Annotated in this window: 19 protein-coding genes and 1 tRNA gene; 12 read left to right on the top strand and 8 right to left on the bottom strand. The window is 64.5% G+C overall.

Features of this window, described 5'->3' with window-relative positions; all coding sequences use genetic code 11:
• A tRNA-Ser gene (locus VJ811_RS04275) sits at positions 1-90 on the bottom strand.
• Between the two features lie 213 nt (positions 91-303).
• Between VJ811_RS04275 and VJ811_RS04270 the strand changes: the two genes are divergently transcribed.
• The 10 genes from VJ811_RS04270 to mazG all read left to right on the top strand — a co-directional run bounded on the left by VJ811_RS04270 (position 304) and on the right by mazG (position 9461).
• A complete protein-coding gene (locus VJ811_RS04270) occupies positions 304-1299 on the top strand; it encodes a lytic murein transglycosylase (RefSeq protein WP_324071040.1) in 996 nt (331 codons plus the stop codon).
• Between the two features lie 115 nt (positions 1300-1414).
• Entirely contained in the window at positions 1415-2374 is a 960-nt protein-coding gene (locus tag VJ811_RS04265) for a septal ring lytic transglycosylase RlpA family protein (protein ID WP_324071039.1), read from the top strand.
• A gap of 10 nt (positions 2375-2384) precedes the next feature.
• Positions 2385-3608 carry a D-alanyl-D-alanine carboxypeptidase family protein gene (locus VJ811_RS04260; RefSeq protein ID WP_324071038.1) on the top strand — a complete coding sequence of 408 codons (1224 nt, stop codon included), beginning with the start codon at positions 2385-2387 and terminating at the stop codon, positions 3606-3608.
• Positions 3605-4222 carry a dTMP kinase gene (gene tmk, locus VJ811_RS04255; protein ID WP_324071037.1) on the top strand — a complete coding sequence of 206 codons (618 nt, stop codon included), beginning with the start codon at positions 3605-3607 and terminating at the stop codon, positions 4220-4222. Before VJ811_RS04260 ends, tmk begins: the two co-directional genes overlap by 4 nt.
• Positions 4213-5190: a DNA polymerase III subunit delta' gene (locus tag VJ811_RS04250; RefSeq protein WP_324071036.1), complete on the top strand. Its 978-nt coding sequence runs from the start codon at positions 4213-4215 to the stop codon at positions 5188-5190. Before tmk ends, VJ811_RS04250 begins: the two co-directional genes overlap by 10 nt.
• Before the next feature lie 120 nt (positions 5191-5310).
• Complete coding sequence (metG, locus tag VJ811_RS04245) at positions 5311-6888, top strand: methionine--tRNA ligase (protein WP_324071035.1); 1578 nt, start codon at positions 5311-5313, stop codon at positions 6886-6888.
• The gene (locus tag VJ811_RS04240) at positions 6888-7664 is read left to right on the top strand and encodes a TatD family hydrolase (protein WP_324071034.1); all 777 of its coding nucleotides are present in this window, start codon (positions 6888-6890) and stop codon (positions 7662-7664) included. Before metG ends, VJ811_RS04240 begins: the two co-directional genes overlap by 1 nt.
• A gap of 13 nt (positions 7665-7677) precedes the next feature.
• The gene (locus VJ811_RS04235; RefSeq protein ID WP_324071033.1) at positions 7678-8442 is read left to right on the top strand and encodes an MBL fold metallo-hydrolase; all 765 of its coding nucleotides are present in this window, start codon (positions 7678-7680) and stop codon (positions 8440-8442) included.
• Complete coding sequence (locus VJ811_RS04230) at positions 8439-8615, top strand: hypothetical protein (RefSeq protein WP_324071032.1); 177 nt, start codon at positions 8439-8441, stop codon at positions 8613-8615. Before VJ811_RS04235 ends, VJ811_RS04230 begins: the two co-directional genes overlap by 4 nt.
• Positions 8616-8687: 72 nt before the next feature.
• Positions 8688-9461: a nucleoside triphosphate pyrophosphohydrolase gene (mazG, locus tag VJ811_RS04225; protein ID WP_324071031.1), complete on the top strand. Its 774-nt coding sequence runs from the start codon at positions 8688-8690 to the stop codon at positions 9459-9461.
• On the opposite strand, the gene hflX is transcribed toward mazG, so the two are convergent.
• The 7 genes from hflX to dusB all read right to left on the bottom strand — a co-directional run bounded on the left by hflX (position 9439) and on the right by dusB (position 18653).
• Positions 9439-10791 carry a GTPase HflX gene (hflX, locus tag VJ811_RS04220; RefSeq protein WP_324071041.1) on the bottom strand — a complete coding sequence of 451 codons (1353 nt, stop codon included), beginning with the start codon at positions 10789-10791 and terminating at the stop codon, positions 9439-9441. The genes mazG and hflX overlap by 23 nt on opposite strands.
• Positions 10788-11288 (bottom strand): RNA chaperone Hfq, encoded by a 501-nt coding sequence (gene hfq, locus VJ811_RS04215; protein WP_056375239.1) that lies wholly within the window; start codon positions 11286-11288, stop codon positions 10788-10790. Before hfq ends, hflX begins: the two co-directional genes overlap by 4 nt.
• A gap of 118 nt (positions 11289-11406) precedes the next feature.
• Positions 11407-12786 carry a sigma-54 dependent transcriptional regulator gene (locus VJ811_RS04210; RefSeq protein WP_324071029.1) on the bottom strand — a complete coding sequence of 460 codons (1380 nt, stop codon included), beginning with the start codon at positions 12784-12786 and terminating at the stop codon, positions 11407-11409.
• Positions 12776-15067 carry a sensor histidine kinase gene (locus VJ811_RS04205; protein ID WP_324071028.1) on the bottom strand — a complete coding sequence of 764 codons (2292 nt, stop codon included), beginning with the start codon at positions 15065-15067 and terminating at the stop codon, positions 12776-12778. The genes VJ811_RS04210 and VJ811_RS04205 overlap by 11 nt, the downstream gene beginning before the upstream one ends.
• Before the next feature lie 93 nt (positions 15068-15160).
• Entirely contained in the window at positions 15161-16570 is a 1410-nt protein-coding gene (locus VJ811_RS04200; protein WP_324071027.1) for a sigma-54 dependent transcriptional regulator, read from the bottom strand.
• Positions 16567-17658, bottom strand: coding sequence for a two-component system sensor histidine kinase NtrB (locus tag VJ811_RS04195; RefSeq protein WP_324071026.1), 1092 nt, complete (start codon positions 17656-17658; stop codon positions 16567-16569). The genes VJ811_RS04200 and VJ811_RS04195 overlap by 4 nt, the downstream gene beginning before the upstream one ends.
• Positions 17655-18653 (bottom strand): tRNA dihydrouridine synthase DusB, encoded by a 999-nt coding sequence (gene dusB, locus VJ811_RS04190; RefSeq protein WP_324071025.1) that lies wholly within the window; start codon positions 18651-18653, stop codon positions 17655-17657. Before dusB ends, VJ811_RS04195 begins: the two co-directional genes overlap by 4 nt.
• A gap of 96 nt (positions 18654-18749) precedes the next feature.
• Here dusB and VJ811_RS04185 point away from each other — a divergent pair, with 96 nt between their 5' ends.
• The gene (locus VJ811_RS04185; protein ID WP_324071024.1) at positions 18750-19928 is read left to right on the top strand and encodes a bifunctional 2-C-methyl-D-erythritol 4-phosphate cytidylyltransferase/2-C-methyl-D-erythritol 2,4-cyclodiphosphate synthase; all 1179 of its coding nucleotides are present in this window, start codon (positions 18750-18752) and stop codon (positions 19926-19928) included.
• Positions 19929-19931: 3 nt separating this feature from the next.
• On the top strand, positions 19932-20476 hold a 545-nt coding region (locus VJ811_RS04180), incomplete at its 3' end, for a CinA family protein (protein WP_324071023.1).

Below are 20476 nucleotides of genomic sequence, written 5' to 3'. Positions count from 1 at the left end.
TGGCGGACAGGGTGGGATTCGAACCCACGGTGAGCTTGCACCCACGGCGGTTTTCAAGACCGCTGCCTTAAACCACTCGGCCACCTGTCCGCACGGCGCCGCCATAGCGCGTGATGCCTTTGCGGCAAGCGAAACCTTGTCCGCTCGGCCCGCCTCGCGAATGACTCGCTTTGTCTCGCGGCGGCCTAGCCAAGCCGCTCGCATCTGTGCGAGACACGCCTTATGGGTGGGGACATGATGCACGCTATACGTTTCAGAATCGGACGCCTTTTCCAACTTGCCGCTGCATTTCTCTCGGCGTGGATGCTCACCGCCTCCGCGCCGCTGCTTGCGCAAAGCGGCGACCCTGGCTTCGATACTTATGTCCAGTCGCTATGGCCAAAGGCGCAGGCGCGCGGCGTGTCGCGCACGACCTTCGACCGGGTGACCGCCGGGCTGGCCTATAATGCGCGCGTCGTCGCGCTCGATCGCGACAATCTGGGTAGCCCGCCGAGCCCGAACACGCCGATCCCGTCGTTCGCGCCCTATAGGGCCAAGCATGTCGATGCCGCGCGCATCGGCGGCGGTCGCCGCGTCCACGACCGGCTGCGCCCGCTCCTGTCGCGCATCGAGCAACGCACGGGCGTTCCGACGAGCATTATGATTGCCATCTACGGCCATGAAACCGCCTATGGACAGGTCACCGGCAATTTCGACCTCCCCGAAGCATTGGCGACGCTCGCTTATGAAGGGCGCCGCCGCAGCCTGTTCGAACCCGAACTGATCGCGACGATGGTGATGGTCGAACGCGGCGTGCCGCGCGGCGCGCTCAAGGGCAGCTGGGCCGGGGCGTTCGGCTATCCGCAATTCCTGCCGTCGGTCTATCTGCAAGTTGCCGAGGACGGCGACGGCGACGGCGTCGCACGCATCTGGTCGAGCGAGGCCGACGCGATCGAATCGATCGGCTCCTACCTTCGCCGCGCCGGCTGGCGCGCCGGGCAGCCATGGGGCGTCGCGGTGACCGTTCCCGCAAGTTTCAATCGCGGCGCGGTCGCCAATCGCCTGAGCCCGACGCGTTGCCCGCGCGTTTTCGATCGCCACAGCCGCTGGCGCTCGATGGCCGAATGGCGCGCCGACGGCATCGCGCCGCTCGGCGGGCGCTGGCCCGACGGCAATGTGCAGGCGACGCTTCTCGAACCCGATGGCCCCGGTCGGACGGCTTATTTGCTGACCGGTAACTATCGTGCGATATTGGACTATAATTGTTCCAACTTTTACGCACTGTCTGTGGGGTTACTGGCGGATGAAATCGATCGGTAGAACGTTTTCAAGTCAGGCGGTATCGCCTGACGGCCCGGAAAACGTGACAAAGGGGGAATCTGGAGCGCTCGATTTGTTAAAAAAAATCGGATTGCGCGCCAGCGGCGGGGGTCTGATGGCCGGGGCGGCATTGATGCTTTCCGGCTGCGGCAGTTTCGATGGCAAGCGCGAGGGCGGGCCGGCGGCAAGCCCGGCGCCCACAGTCACCGTGGCGGGCGTCGCCGACGTCCCGGTGAAGATCGGCGATCCCTATTCGGTCGGCGGCATCACCTATACGCCCGCCGATATCCCCGACTATGACGATGTCGGCTATGCCAGCTGGTATGGCGAGGAACTCGCCGGGCAACCCACCGCGAATGGCGAGATTTTCGATCCGGCTGGCATATCGGCGGCGCACAAGACGCTGCCGCTGCCCAGCTATGTCGAGGTCACCGCGCTCGATACCGGGCGGACGATCCTCGTGCGTGTCAACGACCGCGGCCCGATGGTCGGCGACCGCCTGATCGACCTCTCGCGCGGCGCCGCCGAACAATTGGGCCTCACTGACGGCGTCGCCGCGGTCCGCGTCCGCCGCACCAATCCGCCCGCGGCCGAACGCGCGCAGCTTCGTTCCGGCAGGCCCGTTCCCGAACGCATCGCGACGCCCGAATCGCTGCTGGCGATCCTGCGCAGCAAGGCCAAGGCGCTGCCGGTGCCCAAGGCCGCCGCCGCCGCGGCAACGCCGGTCGCCGCTCAGCCGGCGGCGCCGATAGCATCGGGCAAGGCCAAGCCCGGCGACGACCGCTTCGTCGTCGAAGGTCCGGGGACGACAAAACCTGCACCCAAGCCCGCCCCGGCAACAGCGACCAGGCCCGCGGCGCCGGTCGCGGGGAAATATGCTATTCAGGTCGGAGCGTTCAGCAGCGAGACCCGTGCCAATGCGGCCGCCAAGTCGGTCGGCGGCCATGTTACCAAGGCGGGCACTCTGTGGCGCGTTCGCGTCGGCCCCTTCGCAAGCGACGCCGAAGCGCGAGACGCCCTCGGCAAGGTCAAAGCCAAAGGCTTCCGCGATGCGGTGGTCCAGCGCGACCGCTGACAACCTGCGCGTGGGGAAGCCAGGCATCATTAAGAAGGGCGGGGCGGCGGTCCTGACCCTGCTCGCACTGACGCCGGCTTTTCCGGCAGCATCGGCCGGTGATTCTCGTCCCAAGAACGCGCCGGTCAGCCGCCCGCTCTACGTCACCCAGGCGCCGATCGTGATGCTCAAGGATCTCGATTCGGGCGCAATCCTCTTTTCGCGCGGCGCCGACAAGCGCTTCGCTCCCGCGTCGATGGCGAAGGTGATGACCGCCTATGTCGTGCTCGACCTGATCAAAAAGGGCGAGCTCGCGCGCGACAAGCAATTCACGGTCGGCGAGGCGACCTGGAAGAAGTGGAACGGCAGCACCGGCGGATCGACGATGTTCCTGCGCCCGAACGAAAAAGTCTCGGTCGACGAATTGCTCAAGGGACTGATCACCGTCTCGGGCAACGACGCCGCCGCGGTCCTCGCGGTCGGCATCGATGGAAGCGAGGACGCATTCGTCAAAAGAATGAACGTCATAGCGGCCAAAATTGGGATGGCATCGAGTCGCTTTGGAACACCGAATGGCTGGCCCGACGGCGGTGTTACCAAAGTCAGCGCCGCCGATCTCATCACGCTCGCCGACCGGCTGATCCGCGACCATCCCGAGGGCTATAATCGCTATTTTTCGCTGCCGAAGCTCCAGCACGGCAAGTCGCCCGAGGGCAAGCCGATCATCCAGCCCAACCGCAACCCCATTCTCGGGCGTTTCGAGGGGGCCGATGGCCTGAAAACCGGCCACACCGCCGAGGCCGGCTATTGTTTCCTCGGTTCGGCGAAGCGGCACGGCCGCCGCCTGATCATGGTGGTCGCCGGCATGAGCAGCGAAAAAGCGCGGCGCGACGAGGCCGAACGGCTGATGACATGGGGCTTCGACGAATGGGAGGGAAGGGAACTCGTCCCCGCGGGCGCCAGCCTCGGCCGGATCGACGTCCGAAAGGGCGCCATTCCAACGGTCGCGACCCGGACCGGGATCGCGGTGCGGATGACGGTTCCCAAGGGCTATGAGGGCAGCTATCGCGCGGTGATGCGCACCCAAGCCCCCATTGCCGCGCCGCTCACTCGCGGGACGCCGGTCGCCGACCTTGTCGTCACGCCCGATGGCCTGCCGCCGCAGACCACCCCGCTGATCGCCGCCGCCGATGTGGCGGAGGGCGGCTGGTGGGCGCGTGCCCGAACGGGATTTTACCGGCTGACCGGGCTGTGACCGGGCGCTTCATCACGCTGGAAGGCGGCGAAGGGGTCGGTAAATCGACCCAGATTCGCGCGCTCGCGGCCGCGCTCGCGGCGCGCGGCATCGAAACCGTCGCAACACGCGAACCCGGCGGTAGTGCGGGCGCGGAAGCCATCCGCGCGCTGCTGATGGAAGGAAGCGACGACCGCTGGGATGCGCGCAGCGAGGCTTTGCTCTTTGCCGCGGCGCGCGCCGACCATGTCGCGCGGACGATCCGCCCGGCGCTGGATCGCGGCGCGTGGGTGCTCTGCGACCGTTTCGTCGATTCGAGCCGTGCCTATCAGGGCGGCGGCGGCGGCATAACCGACGCCGACCTCCTGACGCTGCACAGCTTCGGTTCGATGGGCTTGCTGCCCGACCGCACCTTCCTGCTCACCGTCAGCGCCGACGAAGCCGCACGGCGGCTGACCGAACGCGGCGGCAGCGACCGCATGGGCAGCAAGCCCGCCGACTATCAGGCGCGGCTCGCGGCGCGCTTCGTCGAGATGGCGAAAGCCGAACCCGCGCGCTGGCGGATCGTCGATGCCGACGCGGCCGCGACCGATGTCACCGCGGAAATCCTCGACGAGCTGGCCGAATGGCTGTGATGATCGGCCATCAGGACGCCGAACAGGCCTTTCTCGAGGCGTGGCAGGGCGGGCGCCTGCATCACGCCTGGCTCCTCGCCGGACCGCAGGGAATGGGGAAGGGGGCATTTGCGGACCGCGTCGCGCGGTTTCTCGTCACGCATGGCCATGGCGGCGACGGGCGGACGGTTGGTCTCGATGATCCGGGCGACGACGCCGCGGGCCGCCTTGTCGATGCCGGAAACCATCCCGAGATCCTTCGTCTGGCACGACAGCCGAAGGACAAGGCCAAGGAACTCGCGCGCAACATCACGATCGAGCAGGTTCGCGAACTGAAAACCCGGCTTCACTTTTCGCTGTCGCTGGGCGAGTGGCGCGTGATCATTGTCGACGCGATCGACGATCTGGAGCCTTCGGCATCCAACGCGTTACTCAAGACCCTGGAGGAGCCGCCAGCCAAGACGCTGTTCCTGCTCGTCAGCCATTCGCCGGGACGTTTGCTCCCGACAATCCGGTCACGGTGCAGAACGTTGCGTTTTCAACCGGTTGACCGTGACGCCATGATGTCATGGCTACACGATCTGAGGCCGATGCTCGAAATGGCGGAGGTGCGCGCAATTGTCGCCGCGTCGGGCGGCGTACCCGGCAAGGCGCTCGCGCTGATCGATAGCGATGTCGCGGTGATGGAGAAGAAATTGCTCGCCATTGCTACGTCGGGCGATCCCGAGAACCGGCTGCGCGAGGCGCTTGCGCGTGAGGTCGGCGGCACGAGCAATCGCGCCCGCCTGGAATTGGTGATCGATATCGTTCCTGGCCTCCTCGCCGGGCTCGCGCGCGAGCGCCCGGTTGCCGAGATCGCGCCGATCCTCGCACAATGGGACCGCGTGCAGCGCACCGTCCGCGACGCCATCCGCGGGTCTTATGACGGGGCGATGGTCGGCTTCGAAATCGGCAACTGCCTTGCCGAATTGGCGCCGCGTCCCAAATAATCGTCGCCCCCCGCGAAGGCGGGGGCCGCTGGAGAGGATGTGTAAGGCCGACGGCGGCCCCTGCCTTCGCGGGGACGACGGATACTTCCCCTCCTGCGCCACACCCGCTAAGGCGCGCGCATGTCCGAAAATAACGAACCTTTCTATATCACCACGGCGATCAGCTATCCGAATGGCCGCCCGCATATCGGCCACGCCTACGAAGCGATTGCGACCGACGTCATGGCACGTTTCCAGCGCGCGCGCGGCCGCGACGTGCGGCTGATCACCGGCACCGACGAGCATGGACTGAAGATGTTCCAGACCGCGCGCGACCAGGGGCGCGCGACGATCGATCTTGCCGATGAAATGTCGGGATATTTCCGTGAGATGTATGCCACGCTGAATATCAGCTATGATAATTTCATGCGCACATCCGACGCCGCCCATCACGCGGCATCGCAAGCGATCTGGCGCGCGATGGAAGCCAATGGCGACCTTTATCTCGACCGCTACGAAGGCTGGTATTCTGTCCGCGACGAGGCCTATTACGACGAAAGCGAACTCGTCGACGGGGAAGGGGGCTCGCGCCTTTCGCCGCAAGGAACGCCCGTCGAATGGACTGTCGAGGAAAGCTGGTTCTTCAAGCTGTCGAAATATCAGGACAAGCTGCTCGCGCTCTATAACGACCAGCCCGATTTCATCCGCCCCGAAAGCCGTCGCAACGAGGTCATGCGTTTCGTCGAGGGCGGGCTCAAGGATCTCAGCGTCTCGCGCACCAGTTTCGACTGGGGCGTGCCGGTGCCGGGGTCGCCAGGACATGTGATGTATGTGTGGGTCGATGCCCTCACCACCTATTTGTCGGGGCTGGGCTATCCCGATCCGGAAAGCGATTTCGGCAAATTCTGGCCGGCGAATATCCATATGATCGGCAAGGATATCGTTCGTTTTCATACGGTTTACTGGCCGGCCTTCCTGATGAGTGCCGGTTTGCCGTTGCCGAAGCAAGTGTTCGGCCATGGCTTCCTTTTGAACCGCGGCGAGAAGATGTCGAAGTCGCTCGGCAATGTCGTCGACCCGATGGCGCTCGCCGAGCAGTTCGGCGTCGACCCGCTGCGCTATTATCTGCTGCGCGAAGTCAGCTTCGGCCAGGACGGCACCTATTCGGCCGACGCGATCGTGCGGACCGCCAACGCCGATCTGGCGAACAGCTTCGGCAATCTGGCGCAGCGTAGTTTATCGATGATTTTCAAGAATCTGGATGGCAAACTGTCGGCTGATTATACGCCGACGCAGGACGATATCGACCTGCTCGCCGACCTGACCGACATGGCGGCGACGCGCTTGCCACGCGAATTCGAGCAGCTCGCTTTCTCGATCGGCATCGAGGACTGGATCCGCGCGGTCTTCGCCTGCAATCAATATGTCGACACGCAAGCGCCCTGGGCGCTACGCAAGACCGATCCCGATCGCATGCGCGCGGTGCTGATGACCTTGTTCCGGGCCGTCCGCACGCTTACGATCGCGATCAGGCCCGTCGTGCCAGCAGCCGCTGACAAGCTTCTCGACCAAATGGGCATTGCCGCCGACGCCCGCGATTTCGGCGCGTTGAATGACGACGACTGGTTTGCAAAGCTCGCCGCAAGCGGCTTTACCGTCGCCCAGCCGATACCAAGCTTCCCGCGCCTCGAACTGCCCGAAGGGGAAGGGGAGGTCTGATGCTCGTCGATTCGCACTGCCACCTCAACTATAAAGGCCTCGCCGAGCAACAGGCCGACGTACTGGAACGCGCGCGCGCGAAGGGCGTCACCGCGATGCTCAACATCGCGACGCGCGAAAGCGAGTGGGACGACGTCCTCGCCGCCGCCGAAGCGAACGACGATGTGTGGGCAAGCGTCGGTATCCACCCGCATGACGCCGACCATCACCCCGACGTCGACACCGCCAAACTAATAGAACGTGCCGCACATCCCCGAATAATCGGAATAGGCGAAACCGGGCTCGATTATTATTACGACAAGAGCGACCGCGCGCGGCAGCAGGACAGTTTCCGCCGTCATATCCACGCGTCGCAACAAACCGGCCTGCCGATCATCGTCCACACGCGCGATGCCGAAGCCGACACGCTGGCGCTGCTCGGCGAAGAGATGGGGAGGGCGACTTTTCCCGGTGTGATCCACTGCTTCACCGCGAGCGACGATTTTGCGCGGCAAGCGCTCGACCTCGGGCTCTTCATATCGATCTCGGGCATCGTCACGTTCAAGAACGCGGCCGATCTCCAGGCCACGGCGAAATGGCTGCCGCAAGATCGGCTGCTGATCGAAACCGATTCCCCCTTCCTCGCCCCCGTCCCGCATCGCGGCAAAACCGGTGAGCCTGCCTTTGTTGCCGATACACTCGCTTTCCTCGCCAAGCTGCGCGGCGAGGACGAAGAGGCGCTAGCCGCCGCGACGAGCGCCAATTTTTACACGCTTTTCAACAAGGCGCGGCCATGACGTTTCACGCATTATGAGGTTGAGAATCCTAGGCTGCGGGACATCATCGGGTGTTCCGCGGATCGGCAACGACTGGGGGCAGTGCGATCCCGACAATCCCCGCAATCTGCGCAGCCGGGCGTCGATCATGGTGTCGCTCGGCGGCTTTCGCATCCTCGTCGACACCAGCCCCGATATGCGGTTGCAGTTGCTCGACGCGGGCGTGGGCGACATCGATGCCGTCATCTGGACCCACGAGCACGCCGACCATACGCACGGTCTCGACGATCTGCGCCAGGTCATGCACCTGCGCCGGTCCGCCGTGCCCGTCTATGCGCGCGACCATGTGCTAGATATTCTCAAATGGCGCTTCACCTATGCCTTCGCGGGCAATGCCGGCTATCCGGCGTCGGTCGATCCGATCGACCTTCAGGATCATCAGTCGATCGGCCCTATTGAAGTGTCGGCAATCGAAATGCCGCACGGGCCGATCAAGGCCAGCGGCCTGATCTTCAGCGATGGCGCGCATAAAATCGCCTACGCAACTGATTTTTCAAAGTTTACTGACGAAATGGTCGACTTCTTCCAAGGCGTCGACCTGTTCGTCATCGATGCGCTGCGCCGCTATCCGCATCCGACGCATCCGCATCTGGCGATGACGCTCGAAGGTCTTGCCAAAGTCGGCAATCCGCGCGCGATCATCACGCATATGGACAATACGATGGATTATGACGACCTTGCGGCCGAATTGCCGCCGGGGGTCGAACCCGGATATGACGGGCTGGAGGTACAGCTATGAGTGGCGACACGACGGTTCAGATCCTGTGGTTTGTCGGCGCGTTCACATTGGTTCTGAGTTCGTTGCTGGCACGGCGCTTGCCGATGGCGGCATGGCTCAAGATGGCGCTGGCGTGGGTGGCGATCTTTGGGCTCGTATTCCTCGTCATCCGCACATGGCAGGCGGTGACATAGCGGGGAGCTATCCCTTCTTCTCGCTCTTCTACCTTCTATGATTTAACATAATATATATTATCGGATAATCACATGGCCGAGACGGCAGCCCCATCCCCCATCGACCGCCTGCTCGCCATCATGCGCCAGTTGCGCAATCCCGATGGCGGTTGCGAATGGGATCTCGCGCAGGATTTTTCGACCATCGCGCCTTACACGATCGAGGAGGCCTATGAGGTCGCCGATGCGATCGCCGGCGGCGATCCTGCCGAGATTTGCGACGAGCTTGGCGACCTATTGCTCCAGGTCGTCTTTCACAGCCAGATCGCGGCCGATGGCGGCCTGTTCGGTTTCGATGACGTCGCCAATGCCATCAGCGACAAGATGGAACGCCGCCATCCGCATATTTTCGGCGGCGGCAAGACCGGCGATGTCCGCCAGCAATGGGAGCAGATCAAGGCGGCCGAGCGCGCAGCCGATGGCCCGGCAAGCGCGCTGGCCGGCGTGGCACTGTCGTTGCCCGCCTTGCTTCGCGCGCAAAAGCTGCAAGGCCGCGCCGCGCGTGTGGGCTTCGACTGGCCCGATGCCGATGGGCCGCGCGACAAGATTGCCGAAGAGCTTGCCGAGGTCGCAGCCGCAACGAGCGATGCCGAGCGCCATGAAGAAGTCGGCGACCTTCTGTTGGCGGTGGTCAATTATGCGCGCCACTTGGGCGTCGACGCCGAAGGCGCCTTGCGCGATGCCAATGCCAAATTCGCACGGCGTTTTGCCGCCATGGAAGATCGCGCGGGTGGCAGCCTGTCGGGCCTGCCGCTCGATGCGCAGGAAAGTCACTGGCTGGCGGTTAAGGCGTCGGAGCGTCCGTAGTCGGCCAGAGCCGTTCGAACCGCGCACTGTCGGCGGGATCGAGCCGCACCGTCAGCACATGGCCTTCGGCTTCCGGCTCGTCGGCCAGCACTTCGCCGCGGGCATGAAGCCACGCCGCCGCTTCACCCTGGCTATAGCTCAGATAAATGCGCTGCACCTTATGCAGCGCGGTCAATTGTGACGCCATAAGGGTTCGCGCAGCTTCGACGCCCTCGCCCGTTACGGCCGATAACACGGCGACGTCGGGGCGCCGCGCCGCCATATCCTCGATCGCCGCACGTCGTTCGTCGTCGGCGGTGTCGATCTTGTTCCAGATTTCAATCTGCTGGATCGCCGGCGGCGCATCGCCCTCCCCGTCATCCTGCGGTCCGTTGACGCCGAGCGATTCCAATATCGCGCGCACGTCATCATATTGCGCGTCGCTGTCGGGATGGACGATATCGCGGACATGGACGATCAGGTCGGCCGTGGTGACTTCCTCCAGCGTCGCGCGGAAGGCTGCGACGAGTTCGGTCGGCAGGTCGGAGACGAAGCCCACCGTGTCGGAAAGGATCGCCTTGTCGATGCCGGGCAGCCGGATTTCGCGCATGGTCGGGTCGAGCGTCGCGAAAAGCATATCTTCCGCCATGACGTCACTTCCGGTCAACCGATTGAAGAACGTAGATTTTCCGGCGTTGGTATAGCCGACGAGCGCGACCACGGGCCACGGCGCCCGCTGACGCTTGGCGCGCTGCAACTGGCGCGTTCGCCGGGCATCATCAAGGCTGCGCCGAATGCGCGCCATGCGGTTGCGGATCATCCGCCGGTCGGCCTCGATCTGCGTTTCGCCGGGTCCGCCGAGGAAGCCGAAACCGCCGCGCTGACGCTCGAGGTGGGTCCAACTGCGCACCAGTCGCCCCGCCTGATAATCGAGATGCGCGAGTTCGACCTGTAGTCGTCCCTCGGCGGTCGCAGCGCGCTCGCCAAAGATTTCGAGGATCAGCCCAGTGCGGTCGATCACCTTGGTGCCGAATGCGGTTTCGAGATTGCGCTGCTGGATCGGACTGAGCGCCGCATCGACGACGACCAACTGCACATTCTTTGCCGCGATATCGGGCGTGATCGCGTCGATCTGTCCGACGCCGAGCAAAGTCGCGGCGCGCGTCTGGCGCAGCCGGAGCGTATGCACCGCGACGACGTCGAGTCCGATCGCAAGGGCGAGTCCCCGCGCCTCCTCGGCGCGCGCGTCGAGATCGCGCGCGAGGCGCTGGCTATGCCATTCGGGCACGACGATAAGCGCGGCGGCGCCGCGCGTTACCTCGTCTTCATTGTCGATTACCGGGTCGATCAGGCGTTGTCCGCTTCTGCGTCCGGCTCGCTGTCGGTCAGGTTGATCGGCCCGTTCGGCTGAACGGTCGAAATCGCATGCTTGTAGACCAGTTGCACTTGGCGCTCGCGCTCGAGCAGCATGCAGAACAGGTCGAATGCGACGATATCGCCCTGCAGCATCACGCCGTTGACGAGGAACATCGTCACCGACTCGTCCGACTTGCGCACGGCATTGAGGAACACGTCCTGCAACGCCTTGCCCTTGCTCGCCGGCGCATCGCGCAGATTGTCGCCGAGCAGCGACAGGTCGAAATCGTGCGACGGCATGACCGTCGAGATCGCGTGCTTGTAGACAAGCTGCGACTGCCCGTCACGGCGGAGCAGCAGCGAGAAATTATCGAACCAGGTGATGATGCCCTGCAGCTTGACGCCCTTGACCAGAAACATGGTCACCGGGGTCTTGCTCTTGCGGAGGGCGTTGAGGAAAATATCCTGGAGATTCTGATTTTTATCGGACACATTTGCCTCCTGTTTTTGGCGGTTAAACCGCGGGTATGGCGCCGGTTTTCCGGCTTCTAAGACCTTCTTTGCAAGCGCAATATGCGGCAAAGGACGCGCAAGGTCTAGCGCAAAGCCGCTATCCCTCGCCGTCCGAACTCTCGGTAAGCCCCAAAAGTTTCAATTTGCGGTGCAGTGCCGAGCGCTCCATGCCGATGAAGGCCGCAGTGCGCGATATATTGCCCGAAAAGCGGTTGATCTGGATGCGCAGATATTCGCGCTCGAAATTTTCGCGCGCTTCCTTCAGCGGGATCGCGGTGATCGATTCCGAATTGGGTAGGATATCGGTCCCGCCGCGCACCAGTTCGGACGGCAGCATATCGGCGTCGATCCGCGCCAGGCGGTCGCTCGGCGCCAAGATCATCACGCGTTCGATCACATTGCGCAGTTCGCGGACGTTGCCCGGCCATTCATGCGCCTGGAGCGCGGCCATCGCCTCCGAGCTGATTTCGGGCGGCGCGACGCGGCGGTCGGCGGCGTAACGGCGGATATAATGATCGCAGAGGCTGGCGATATCGTCGCGCCGCTCGCGCAGCGGGGGGATGTGCACGGGCACCACGTTCAGCCGGTAATAGAGATCCTCGCGAAAGCGGCTTTCGGCAATTTCGGTCATCAGATCGCGCGCCGATCCCGAAATGATCCGCACGTCGACGCGGATCATCGTGCGGCCGCCCACCCGGGTGAAGCTCTGATCGGTCAGCACGCGCAGGATCTTGCCCTGCGTGGTCAGCGGCATGTCGGCAACTTCGTCGAGGAACAGCGTGCCGCCATGCGCCTGCTCGAGCAAGCCGACGCGGATCGATCCGTCCTCGGCTTCGGACCCGAACAATTCGGTCTCGACCGTTTCGGGGTCCATTCGCGCCGACGAAATAACGCGGAACGGCGCATTCTGCCTGCCACTCCATCCGTGCAGCACGCGCGCGGCGACCTCCTTGCCGACGCCGGGTGCGCCGGTGATGAGCACACGGCTTCCCGTCCCCGCCACGCGCTTCAGCGTCGCGCGGACATTGTTGATCGCGGCGCTGGTGCCGGTCAGTTCGTCCGACGGCCCCGCCTTTTCGCGGAGCTGCTCATATTCGAACTTCAGCCGCTCATTCTCGGTCGCGCGCGCGACAAGATGGAGCAGCCGCGAGGCTTCGAACGGCTTTTCGATAAAATCGAACGCGCCGCGGCGGATCGCGGCGACCGCGGTGTCGAGCCCGCCATGGCCCGAGATAACGATGATCGGCAGCGTCGGATCGAAAGCCTTGATCGCCTCGACCAGCCCCAGCCCGTCGAGCCGCGACCCTTGCAGCCATACGTCGATCAGCGCGAGCGACGGCCGCCGCTGACGGATCGCCTCGAGCGCCGAATCGCTGTCGGACGCGGTGCGCGCCTCATAACCTTCGTCTTCCATGACGCCGGCGACGAGGTCGCAAATGTCGCGTTCGTCGTCGACGATCAGAATATCAAGCGCCATGATCTTCTCTGTCCTGCCGGTTCCGGATGCGTCCGGGAACCGATTCACTATGCCCCATGCCCTGTTCCCCGCCCTTGCCGGCCAATGGCCTGAGCCGGTCGGGGTGGAGCGTCAGGGTGACGCACGTCCCCTGCCCCGCCGGATTGTCCGAAAACTCCAGTTCGCCATAATGTTGCTCGACGATCTTCTTGACGATTGCGAGCCCAAGGCCCGTCCCGCCCTGGCGCGTCGTCATATAGGGTTCGGCAATGGCGTCGCGCGCCTCGGGCAGCCCGATGCCGTCGTCGGTGATCCGGATCGTCAATTCGTCGCTGACGCTGGCATCGAGCTCGACGTGGATATGACCGATAGGCATATCGTCAGAATTTTTGCGTTTTTCTTCAATCGCCTCGACGGCATTCTTTACAATATTCGTCAGTGCTTGGGACAGTAGGCGCCGGTCGCAGACCAGCGGTTCGATCTCGGCCGGTGTTTTGACTGCGAACATGATATCGGGCTTTGCGACTTCGAACAGGAACACCGTCTGGCGCAGGATATCGCGGACATCCTCGACCCCAAAGGTTGGTTTCGGCATCCGGGCGAAGCTGGAAAATTCGTCGACCATGCGCCGCATGTCGTGCACCTGCCGGATCACCGTGTCGGTGAGCTTGCGGAAGGTCGCGCTATCGCCCTCGACCTTGTCGCCGAATCGCCGCTGGAGGCGCTCGGCCGCGAGCTGGATCGGGGTGAGCGGGTTCTTGATCTCGTGCGCGATGCGCCGCGCCACGTCGGACCAGGCCGCCCGGCGCTGATCGAGCAATTGCTGCGTGATGTCCTCGAAACTCAAAACAAAACCGTCGCCCTGCGCCACCGCTTTCGCCGCGAGCGTCGCGGGCTCGGCATCCTTTCGCGAGAGTTGGACGATCGCCTCACGCTCGTCGCCGACCAGCAGGAGCGCCAGTTCGGGCGCGACATCGTCGAGCGGCTGGCCCGTCAGGGATTCCGATGACTGGCAGATCAAACGCTCCGCCGCGGCATTGGCGAGCAGAATACGGCGGTCGGCGTCGACCGATACCACGGCGGACGACACACCGCTCAGCACCGCTTCGATAAAACTGCGCCGCGCTTCGAGTTGCTCGTTCACGCTCACGAGCGCGCCCGTCTGCCCTTCCAACTGTTCGGTCATGCGATTGAAGGCACGCGTCAGTACCGAAATCTCGTCGTCGCGCTTGGGCGGCGTGACCCTCACCGACAGATCGCCGCCCGCAGCGGTGCGCGTCGCGCCGATCAACGTGCCGAGCGGGCGGACAATGCGGTCGGCCACCACGATCGCCGCGATCACGGCCAGCGCGAGAAGCAGCAGCGAGCCGAGGTAAAGCGCGCCGTTGAATTGCAACTGGAGCAGCTGCGAGCGTTCGAACAGGCCGTTGTAGTCGGCGAGCACCGCGCTCGCGCGATCCGCCTGCTGAAATCCCGGCACATTGATGTCGCGCGAGGCATAGACATAGGCGCGATCGGTGCCGGGAAGCCGCGCTGCGGCTTCGATCCGATTGGCCTGGCGAACGACGACGATGTCTTCGCCCGCGTCGAGGCGGCCGACCATCGCCGAATTCAGCCGATTTTCGGCCGCCCGATCGTCAGGAGCGACCGCTGCCGCGGTGCGAGCGACGCCATCCCGACCGATCTCGATAATCGCCGATTCGTTGAGGCTGCGGACCACGACCTGTTGAAAATAATAATTGCTGAACTTCGGGCTATCGATCGGAAACTGGCTCAATAGTTTGCCGAGATCGGTCGCCATCGCGAAGGTGTTCGCCCCGACCTGGCGCTGGTTTTCCTGATAATAGCCCTCGGCAAGGTTGGCGGCATTTTCGAACATGCCGCGCGATCGGTCGGAGAACCAGAAATCGACGCCGAACTGAAACAGCAGCGAGGCGAAGATCACGACGAGCAATGTCGGCGCCGCGGCAATCAGCGAAAAGAGCGCAACGAGGCGGACATGGAGACGGCCGTTGCCGCCCGCCATCGATCGCACGGCCCGCGCACGCGCGACGCGGCTGCCGATCAGCACGATCAGCGCCATCGCCGGCACCAGATTAACAACCATGATCGCGGCGACCAGCGCCGGCGTCAGCAGCCGCTCGCTCTGCGCATCGCCGGTCACGAAGATATAGGTCGCAATGGCGACGCTGACGATGATGGCGAGCGTGTAATATTCGGGCGCCGCAAAGCGCCAGAAACCCGAACGCACTTCCTGGCCGTCCGAATCCATATCGAGAGCCAGAGGGGGGGATTGCGCCATTGTTGCTACGCTACGACAATCCTGTTGCATAGAAAACACACAAATTGCGCAAGTGTCGCCCAATTGCCCCGATTCCGGGTTTATCCTAGCCGATCAAGGCTGAGCGGGATCGATATCGAGCTGACCGAGGCGCTTGCGTAACGTGTTGCGGTTGATGCCAAGGCGTCGCGCCGCCTCCAATTGGTTGCCGCGAACATCGCGCAAGACGCGCCGAAAAAGCGCCGCCTCGACGATCGTCTCGAGCTGTTCGTGGATATCGCCGTCGCCCATCGCATCCGCCATCCGCTCGCGCGCCCAGTCGTCGACCGCGCGCGCGATCAGCGTAGCGGGCTCGACCGCGCCGCCGCCCTCGCCACTTTCGTGCAGCACCGCCTCGACATCTCGCACGGTCACGACGACGTCGCGCGACAAGACAGCAAGCCGCTGGACGACATTGCCGAGTTCACGAACATTGCCCGGCCAGTCATAGCGTTCGAGCCATTGCATCGCGGCCGGCGCGAACTGGCGATCGGGCAGTCCCGAACGGCGTCCGGCGTCGACAAAGTGGCGGACGAGTGCGGCAATGTCACTGCGCCGATCGCGCAGCGGCGGCAGCGTCACGGGAATGACGTTGAGGCGGTAGAAGAGATCCTCGCGAAACCGGCCATCGGCGACAAGGGCGCGCATGTCGCGGTGCGTCGCGGCGACGACGCGGACGTCGGCGCGCAGCGCCTGACTGCCGCCGACGGTCGAATATTCGTTGCTTTGCAGGACCCGGAGCAGGCGCGTCTGCGCCTCGAGCGGCATATCGCCGATCTCATCGAGGAAAAGCGTGCCGCCCGCCGCCTGTTCGAAGCGCCCGGCATTGCGGCTGTGTGCGCCGGTAAAGGCGCCCTTTTCGTGGCCGAACAGCTCGGCTTCGATCAACTCGCGCGGGATTGCCGCCATGTTGATCGCCACGAACGGCCCGCCGCGGCGCAAGCCAGTCGCGTGGATCGCGCGCGCCACGACCTCCTTGCCCGTCCCCGATTCACCGAGGATCAGCACCGCGAGGTCATTCGAGGCGAGCCGCGCGATCGTGCGATAGACCGCTTGCATCGCCGGGGCGCGGCCAACGAGGCCGTGGCTATCGGCCGCCACCGCGGTGTCCCTTGCCGCAGGTTCCGCCTTTCGCTGCAACGCGGCGCGGACGCTCGCGGTCAGTTCGTCGAGATCGAACGGCTTGGGCAGATAATCATAGCTGCCGATCCCCGTCGCGCGCACCGCGGTGTCGAGCGTATTCTGCGCCGACAGCACAATCACCGGCGTAAGCGCGTCGACCCGTAACGAATCGATGCCATCGCCATCGGGCAAAACAACATCGGTGATGACGAGGTCGGGCCGGTTGCCGGCGAGCCAGGCATTGCGTTCAGCGATGCTGGCGACCGATGCAAAATGGGCACATTCGCCGACCAATGTCTCGCGAATGATCATCGCGATCGCGGGATCGTCCTCGACCAGCAGGATCGTCTTCGCCTTGCTCATGCCGGCCGTCCCTTTTGCGCGACGGGAAGATGAACACGAAAGCGCGTCCATTCACCGTCGCGGATATGCTGGACCGTGCCGCCCATATCGCGCGCCAGCTTGGCGACGAGCGCGAGGCCGAGCCCCCTTCCCTCGCGTTTGGTCGTCACGAACGGATCGAACAGATCGCCGCGAATATCGGCGGGAACGCCCGGGCCATTGTCGCTGACGCTGACCTCGATCGGCAGCGCGATGCGCCCGCGCCCGTCGCCATTGTCGATCGACAGGCCGTGCCGGTAGGCGGTTGTCAGCCGCACGACGCCGTCGTCGCGCCCGCCCAATGCCTCGCACCCATTGGTGAGCAGGTTGAGCAATATCTGCACCATGGCGTCATGGTTTCCGTGAACGAGCGGCAACGAGGGGTCGAAATCCTCGGCAAAGCGCAAGCCCGGAAACTGCCGCGCGCGCGCGGTTTCCATCGCCTGATGGATCGGCTGGTAGAGGTTGATCGGGCCGCAGGCGATCGGTTGCCCGCGCGAGAAATGTTCCATCTGGTCGATCAGCGTCGCGATCCGGTCGACCTCGGCGCAGATCAGCGTCGTGAAGCGCTCGCCCCCCGCGTCGGTCTTGCGCGCCAGCAACTGCGCGGCGCCCTTGATCCCCGCGAGCGGATTCTTGATTTCGTGCGCCAGCATCGACGCCGCCGCGCCCGCCGCACGGCCCGAACGCCCGATCGCACCGCCCATCAACTCGGCGTCGCTCTGCGACGGCACAAGCGCGAGAATACGGTGACCGCTCTGGCCATAGGGCACCATCTGCATATCGACGAAAAAGGACCGGCGGCCACCCGCCGAAATCTCGGTGCGGTGCGCAAACAGCGCCGACGTCGAGGCGTCGCTCATCCGCTGCCGATAGCTGCGATCCATCTCGATGACGTCATAGACAACGCGGCCGACCATCGCCGACCGGCTGACATTGCAAAGCTGCTCGGCGGCGGCATTGACGAACAGCACCACCCCGCCGCCGTCGATCAACAGCGTCGGAACGGGATGCGACTGGATCAGCTCGTCGTGGTCGAAGCTCGGGATGCTCGACGTGAGTGTGGTCACGCCGCCGCCTTGCTCAGGAAGGGTGTGTAATATTGCTCGAGCGCGTCAAGCACGTCGCGGCTGCTGGGGATCTGGTTGACCTTATTGCGGAATTCGGCCGAGCCGTGGAGGCTCTTGACGTACCAACCGAGGTGCTTGCGCGCCATGTTGACACCGGTGATTTCGCCATAATGGTCGATCATCGCGCGATAATGCGATGTAATGACGTCATATTGTTCGTCGATACCCGGATCGGGCCGCGCGTTTTCGCCGCGCAGCGCTGCCATCACCTGTCCGAGCAGCCAAGGGCGGCCATAAGCGCCGCGGCCGATCATAACGCCATCGGCGCCGCTTTGCGCCAGCGCGGTGCGCGCATCGTCCGGCGAACAAATGTCGCCATTGACGATCACGGGGATCGATACGGCGTCCTTGACGGAGCGCACGAAGCCCCAGTCGGCCTCGCCGCGATACATCTGGTTGCGGGTGCGGCCATGGACGGTGACGAGCTTCGCACCCAGATCTTCGGCGATATGCGCGAGTTCGGGCGCGTTGAGGCTGTCGTGACACCAGCCCATGCGCATCTTGACGGTCACGGGGACGCTCACCGCCTTGACGCAGGAATCGATAAGCGCCGCGGCCAGCTTCAGATCGCGCATCAGCGCCGAACCCGCGTCGCCGTTGGTGACCTTGCGCACCGGGCAGCCCATGTTGATGTCGATGATCGACGCCCCGCGGTCTTCGTTGAGCTTGGCCGCTTCGCCCATTTCATAAGGGGTGCAGCCGACAAGCTGCATCGACACCGGCTCTTCGACCGGATCCCACGCCGCCTTCTGGATCGACTGGCGCGTTTCGCGGATCGCCGCCTGGCTCGCGATCATTTCGGTGACGTTGAGCCCCGAACCATAATAGCGTACGAGCTTGCGGAACGGCAGGTCGGTGACGCCCGTCATCGGCGCGAGGATCACGGGATCGTTGATGGTGATGTTGCCGATCTGGATGGGCCGCAGCGGCGCCATGGCGGGGAGCTTTCGTTTGATTGCCTAAAATTTGAGCAGCCCGTACACGCTAAGCCGCTTTCCCGCAAGGCGCGGCTGCGCTAACCGGCGCGGGCGATGACCGAGTCCGCCCCTTCCATTCTGCCGCGCGTCGCGGTCATATTGCTCGCGGGCGGCCAGGGCACGCGCGCGGAGCTGGGGGTGCCGAAACAGATCGCGATGCTCGGCGGCAAACCGGTGCTGCGTTGGAGCCTCGATGCCTTTGCCGCGCATCCCGCCATCGCTGGCGGCGTGCTGGTGGCAAATAGTGACGCCATGGCCGCGCTCGGCGACCTTCCGAATGGCTGGATTTCCTCCGATCCCGGCGCCGAGCGACAGCAATCGGTCGCGAACGCGCTTGCGGCGCTCGCCAATTGGGAAGACGGCGCGTTCGTCCTCGTTCATGACGCCGCACGCCCCGGCGTGACCGCCGAGGTGATCGATCACCTGCTCGCCGCGCTGCACGACGCCGAGGCGGCGATCCCGACATTGCCGGTTCCCGATACCCTCGTCGAGCAAGCCGCACATCTGGCCGGCGAAGTCGTCGACCGCAGCGCGCTTGCACGCGTCCAGACGCCGCAAGCATTCCATCTTGGCACATTGCGCCGCGCGCATGCCGAAGCCGTCGAGGCGGCCGCCACCGACGATGCGCAGCTCGTCCGGCGGCTTGGCCTGCCGGTCGTCGCGGTGCCCGGCGACGCACGCCTCCATAAACTGACATATGCCGAGGATATGGCGATCCTCGCTGGGCTCTTGGGGATTGGCACGATGACGCGAACCGCGGTCGGCATGGGATATGATGTTCATCGCCTCGTGGCCGACAAGCCATTGTGGATCGGCGGCATAGAAATCGCGCATAGTCATGGACTTGAAGGCCATAGCGATGCCGACGTCGGACTTCATGCGCTGACCGACGCGATCCTCGGCGCGCTTGCCGACGGCGATATCGGCGACCATTTCCCGCCGAGCGATCCGCAGTGGCGCGGCGCGGCCTCGCACCGCTTCCTGAACTTTGCCGCCGAGCGGGTGACGGCGCGGGGCGGACGCATCGACCATGTCGACCTGACGATCATCGCCGAAGCGCCGAAGATCGGCCCGCACCGCGCCGCGATGCGCGCGCGGATTGCCGAAATCCTTGCGATTCCGCTCGAACGGGTTAGTGTGAAGGCAACAACGACCGAGCGGCTCGGTTTCACCGGCCGCCGCGAAGGGATCGCTGCTCAGGCAGTCGCGTCCCTGCAACTTCCGGAGAATTGAAACGTGCTGACCGACGCTGAATCGCGCCTCACCGCGCGCGACGAGCTTGCCACAAGCGTGCTTGCGGGCAATCGCGCCGCGGGACGGAAGGTCGCCGTGGCCGAAAGCTGCACCGGCGGCATGGTAAGCGCCGCGCTGACCGACATTGCCGGCAGTTCGGATGTCTTTTCGGCGGGCTTCATTACCTATTCGGGACACGCCAAGCAGACCCAGCTCGACGTCAGCAGCGAAATCCTCGAAACTTTTGGCGAAGTCTCGCTCGCGACCGCGTGGGCGATGGCTGCGGGTGCGCTCGCCAACAGCGACGCCGATGTCGCGGTGGCCATCACGGGGATCGCCGGGCCGGGCGGCGGGTCGGAAAAGAAGCCGGTGGGCCAGGTCGTGTTCGCACGCGCGCTGCGCGGGCAGGATCCCGACGATTATTTCACCCAGCGGGTGCAGTTCGAATCGACCGACCGCGCGGCGATCCGCCATGCGGCCACGCTGTTTGCGCTCGACCTGCTTCAGCCCGAAAGGGACGAGCTGCGGCCGTCGGAGGACATCGCGCT

This window comes from Sphingopyxis sp. (genome assembly GCF_035250425.1).
Taxonomy (GTDB): domain Bacteria; phylum Pseudomonadota; class Alphaproteobacteria; order Sphingomonadales; family Sphingomonadaceae; genus Sphingopyxis.
This window is presented reverse-complemented; position numbering and strand designations above follow the sequence as displayed.

Bases quoted from the DNA above. Each gene is read 5' to 3' on its own strand.
- VJ811_RS04235 (WP_324071033.1), top strand. From the start codon at position 7,678: ATGAGGTTGAGAATCCTAGGCTGCGGGACATCATCGGGTGTTCCGCGG.
- VJ811_RS04200 (WP_324071027.1), bottom strand. From the start codon at position 16,570: ATGAGCAAGGCGAAGACGATCCTGCTGGTCGAGGACGATCCCGCGATC.
- VJ811_RS04265 (WP_324071039.1), top strand. From the start codon at position 1,415: ATGGCCGGGGCGGCATTGATGCTTTCCGGCTGCGGCAGTTTCGATGGC.
- VJ811_RS04270 (WP_324071040.1), top strand. From the start codon at position 304: ATGCTCACCGCCTCCGCGCCGCTGCTTGCGCAAAGCGGCGACCCTGGC.
- dusB (WP_324071025.1), bottom strand. From the start codon at position 18,653: ATGGCGCCGCTGCGGCCCATCCAGATCGGCAACATCACCATCAACGAT.
- VJ811_RS04205 (WP_324071028.1), bottom strand. From the start codon at position 15,067: ATGGCGCAATCCCCCCCTCTGGCTCTCGATATGGATTCGGACGGCCAG.
- VJ811_RS04250 (WP_324071036.1), top strand. From the start codon at position 4,213: ATGGCTGTGATGATCGGCCATCAGGACGCCGAACAGGCCTTTCTCGAG.
- VJ811_RS04185 (WP_324071024.1), top strand. From the start codon at position 18,750: ATGACCGAGTCCGCCCCTTCCATTCTGCCGCGCGTCGCGGTCATATTG.
- VJ811_RS04240 (WP_324071034.1), top strand. From the start codon at position 6,888: ATGCTCGTCGATTCGCACTGCCACCTCAACTATAAAGGCCTCGCCGAG.
- metG (WP_324071035.1), top strand. From the start codon at position 5,311: ATGTCCGAAAATAACGAACCTTTCTATATCACCACGGCGATCAGCTAT.
- mazG (WP_324071031.1), top strand. From the start codon at position 8,688: ATGGCCGAGACGGCAGCCCCATCCCCCATCGACCGCCTGCTCGCCATC.
- VJ811_RS04230 (WP_324071032.1), top strand. From the start codon at position 8,439: ATGAGTGGCGACACGACGGTTCAGATCCTGTGGTTTGTCGGCGCGTTC.
- VJ811_RS04210 (WP_324071029.1), bottom strand. From the start codon at position 12,786: ATGGCGCTTGATATTCTGATCGTCGACGACGAACGCGACATTTGCGAC.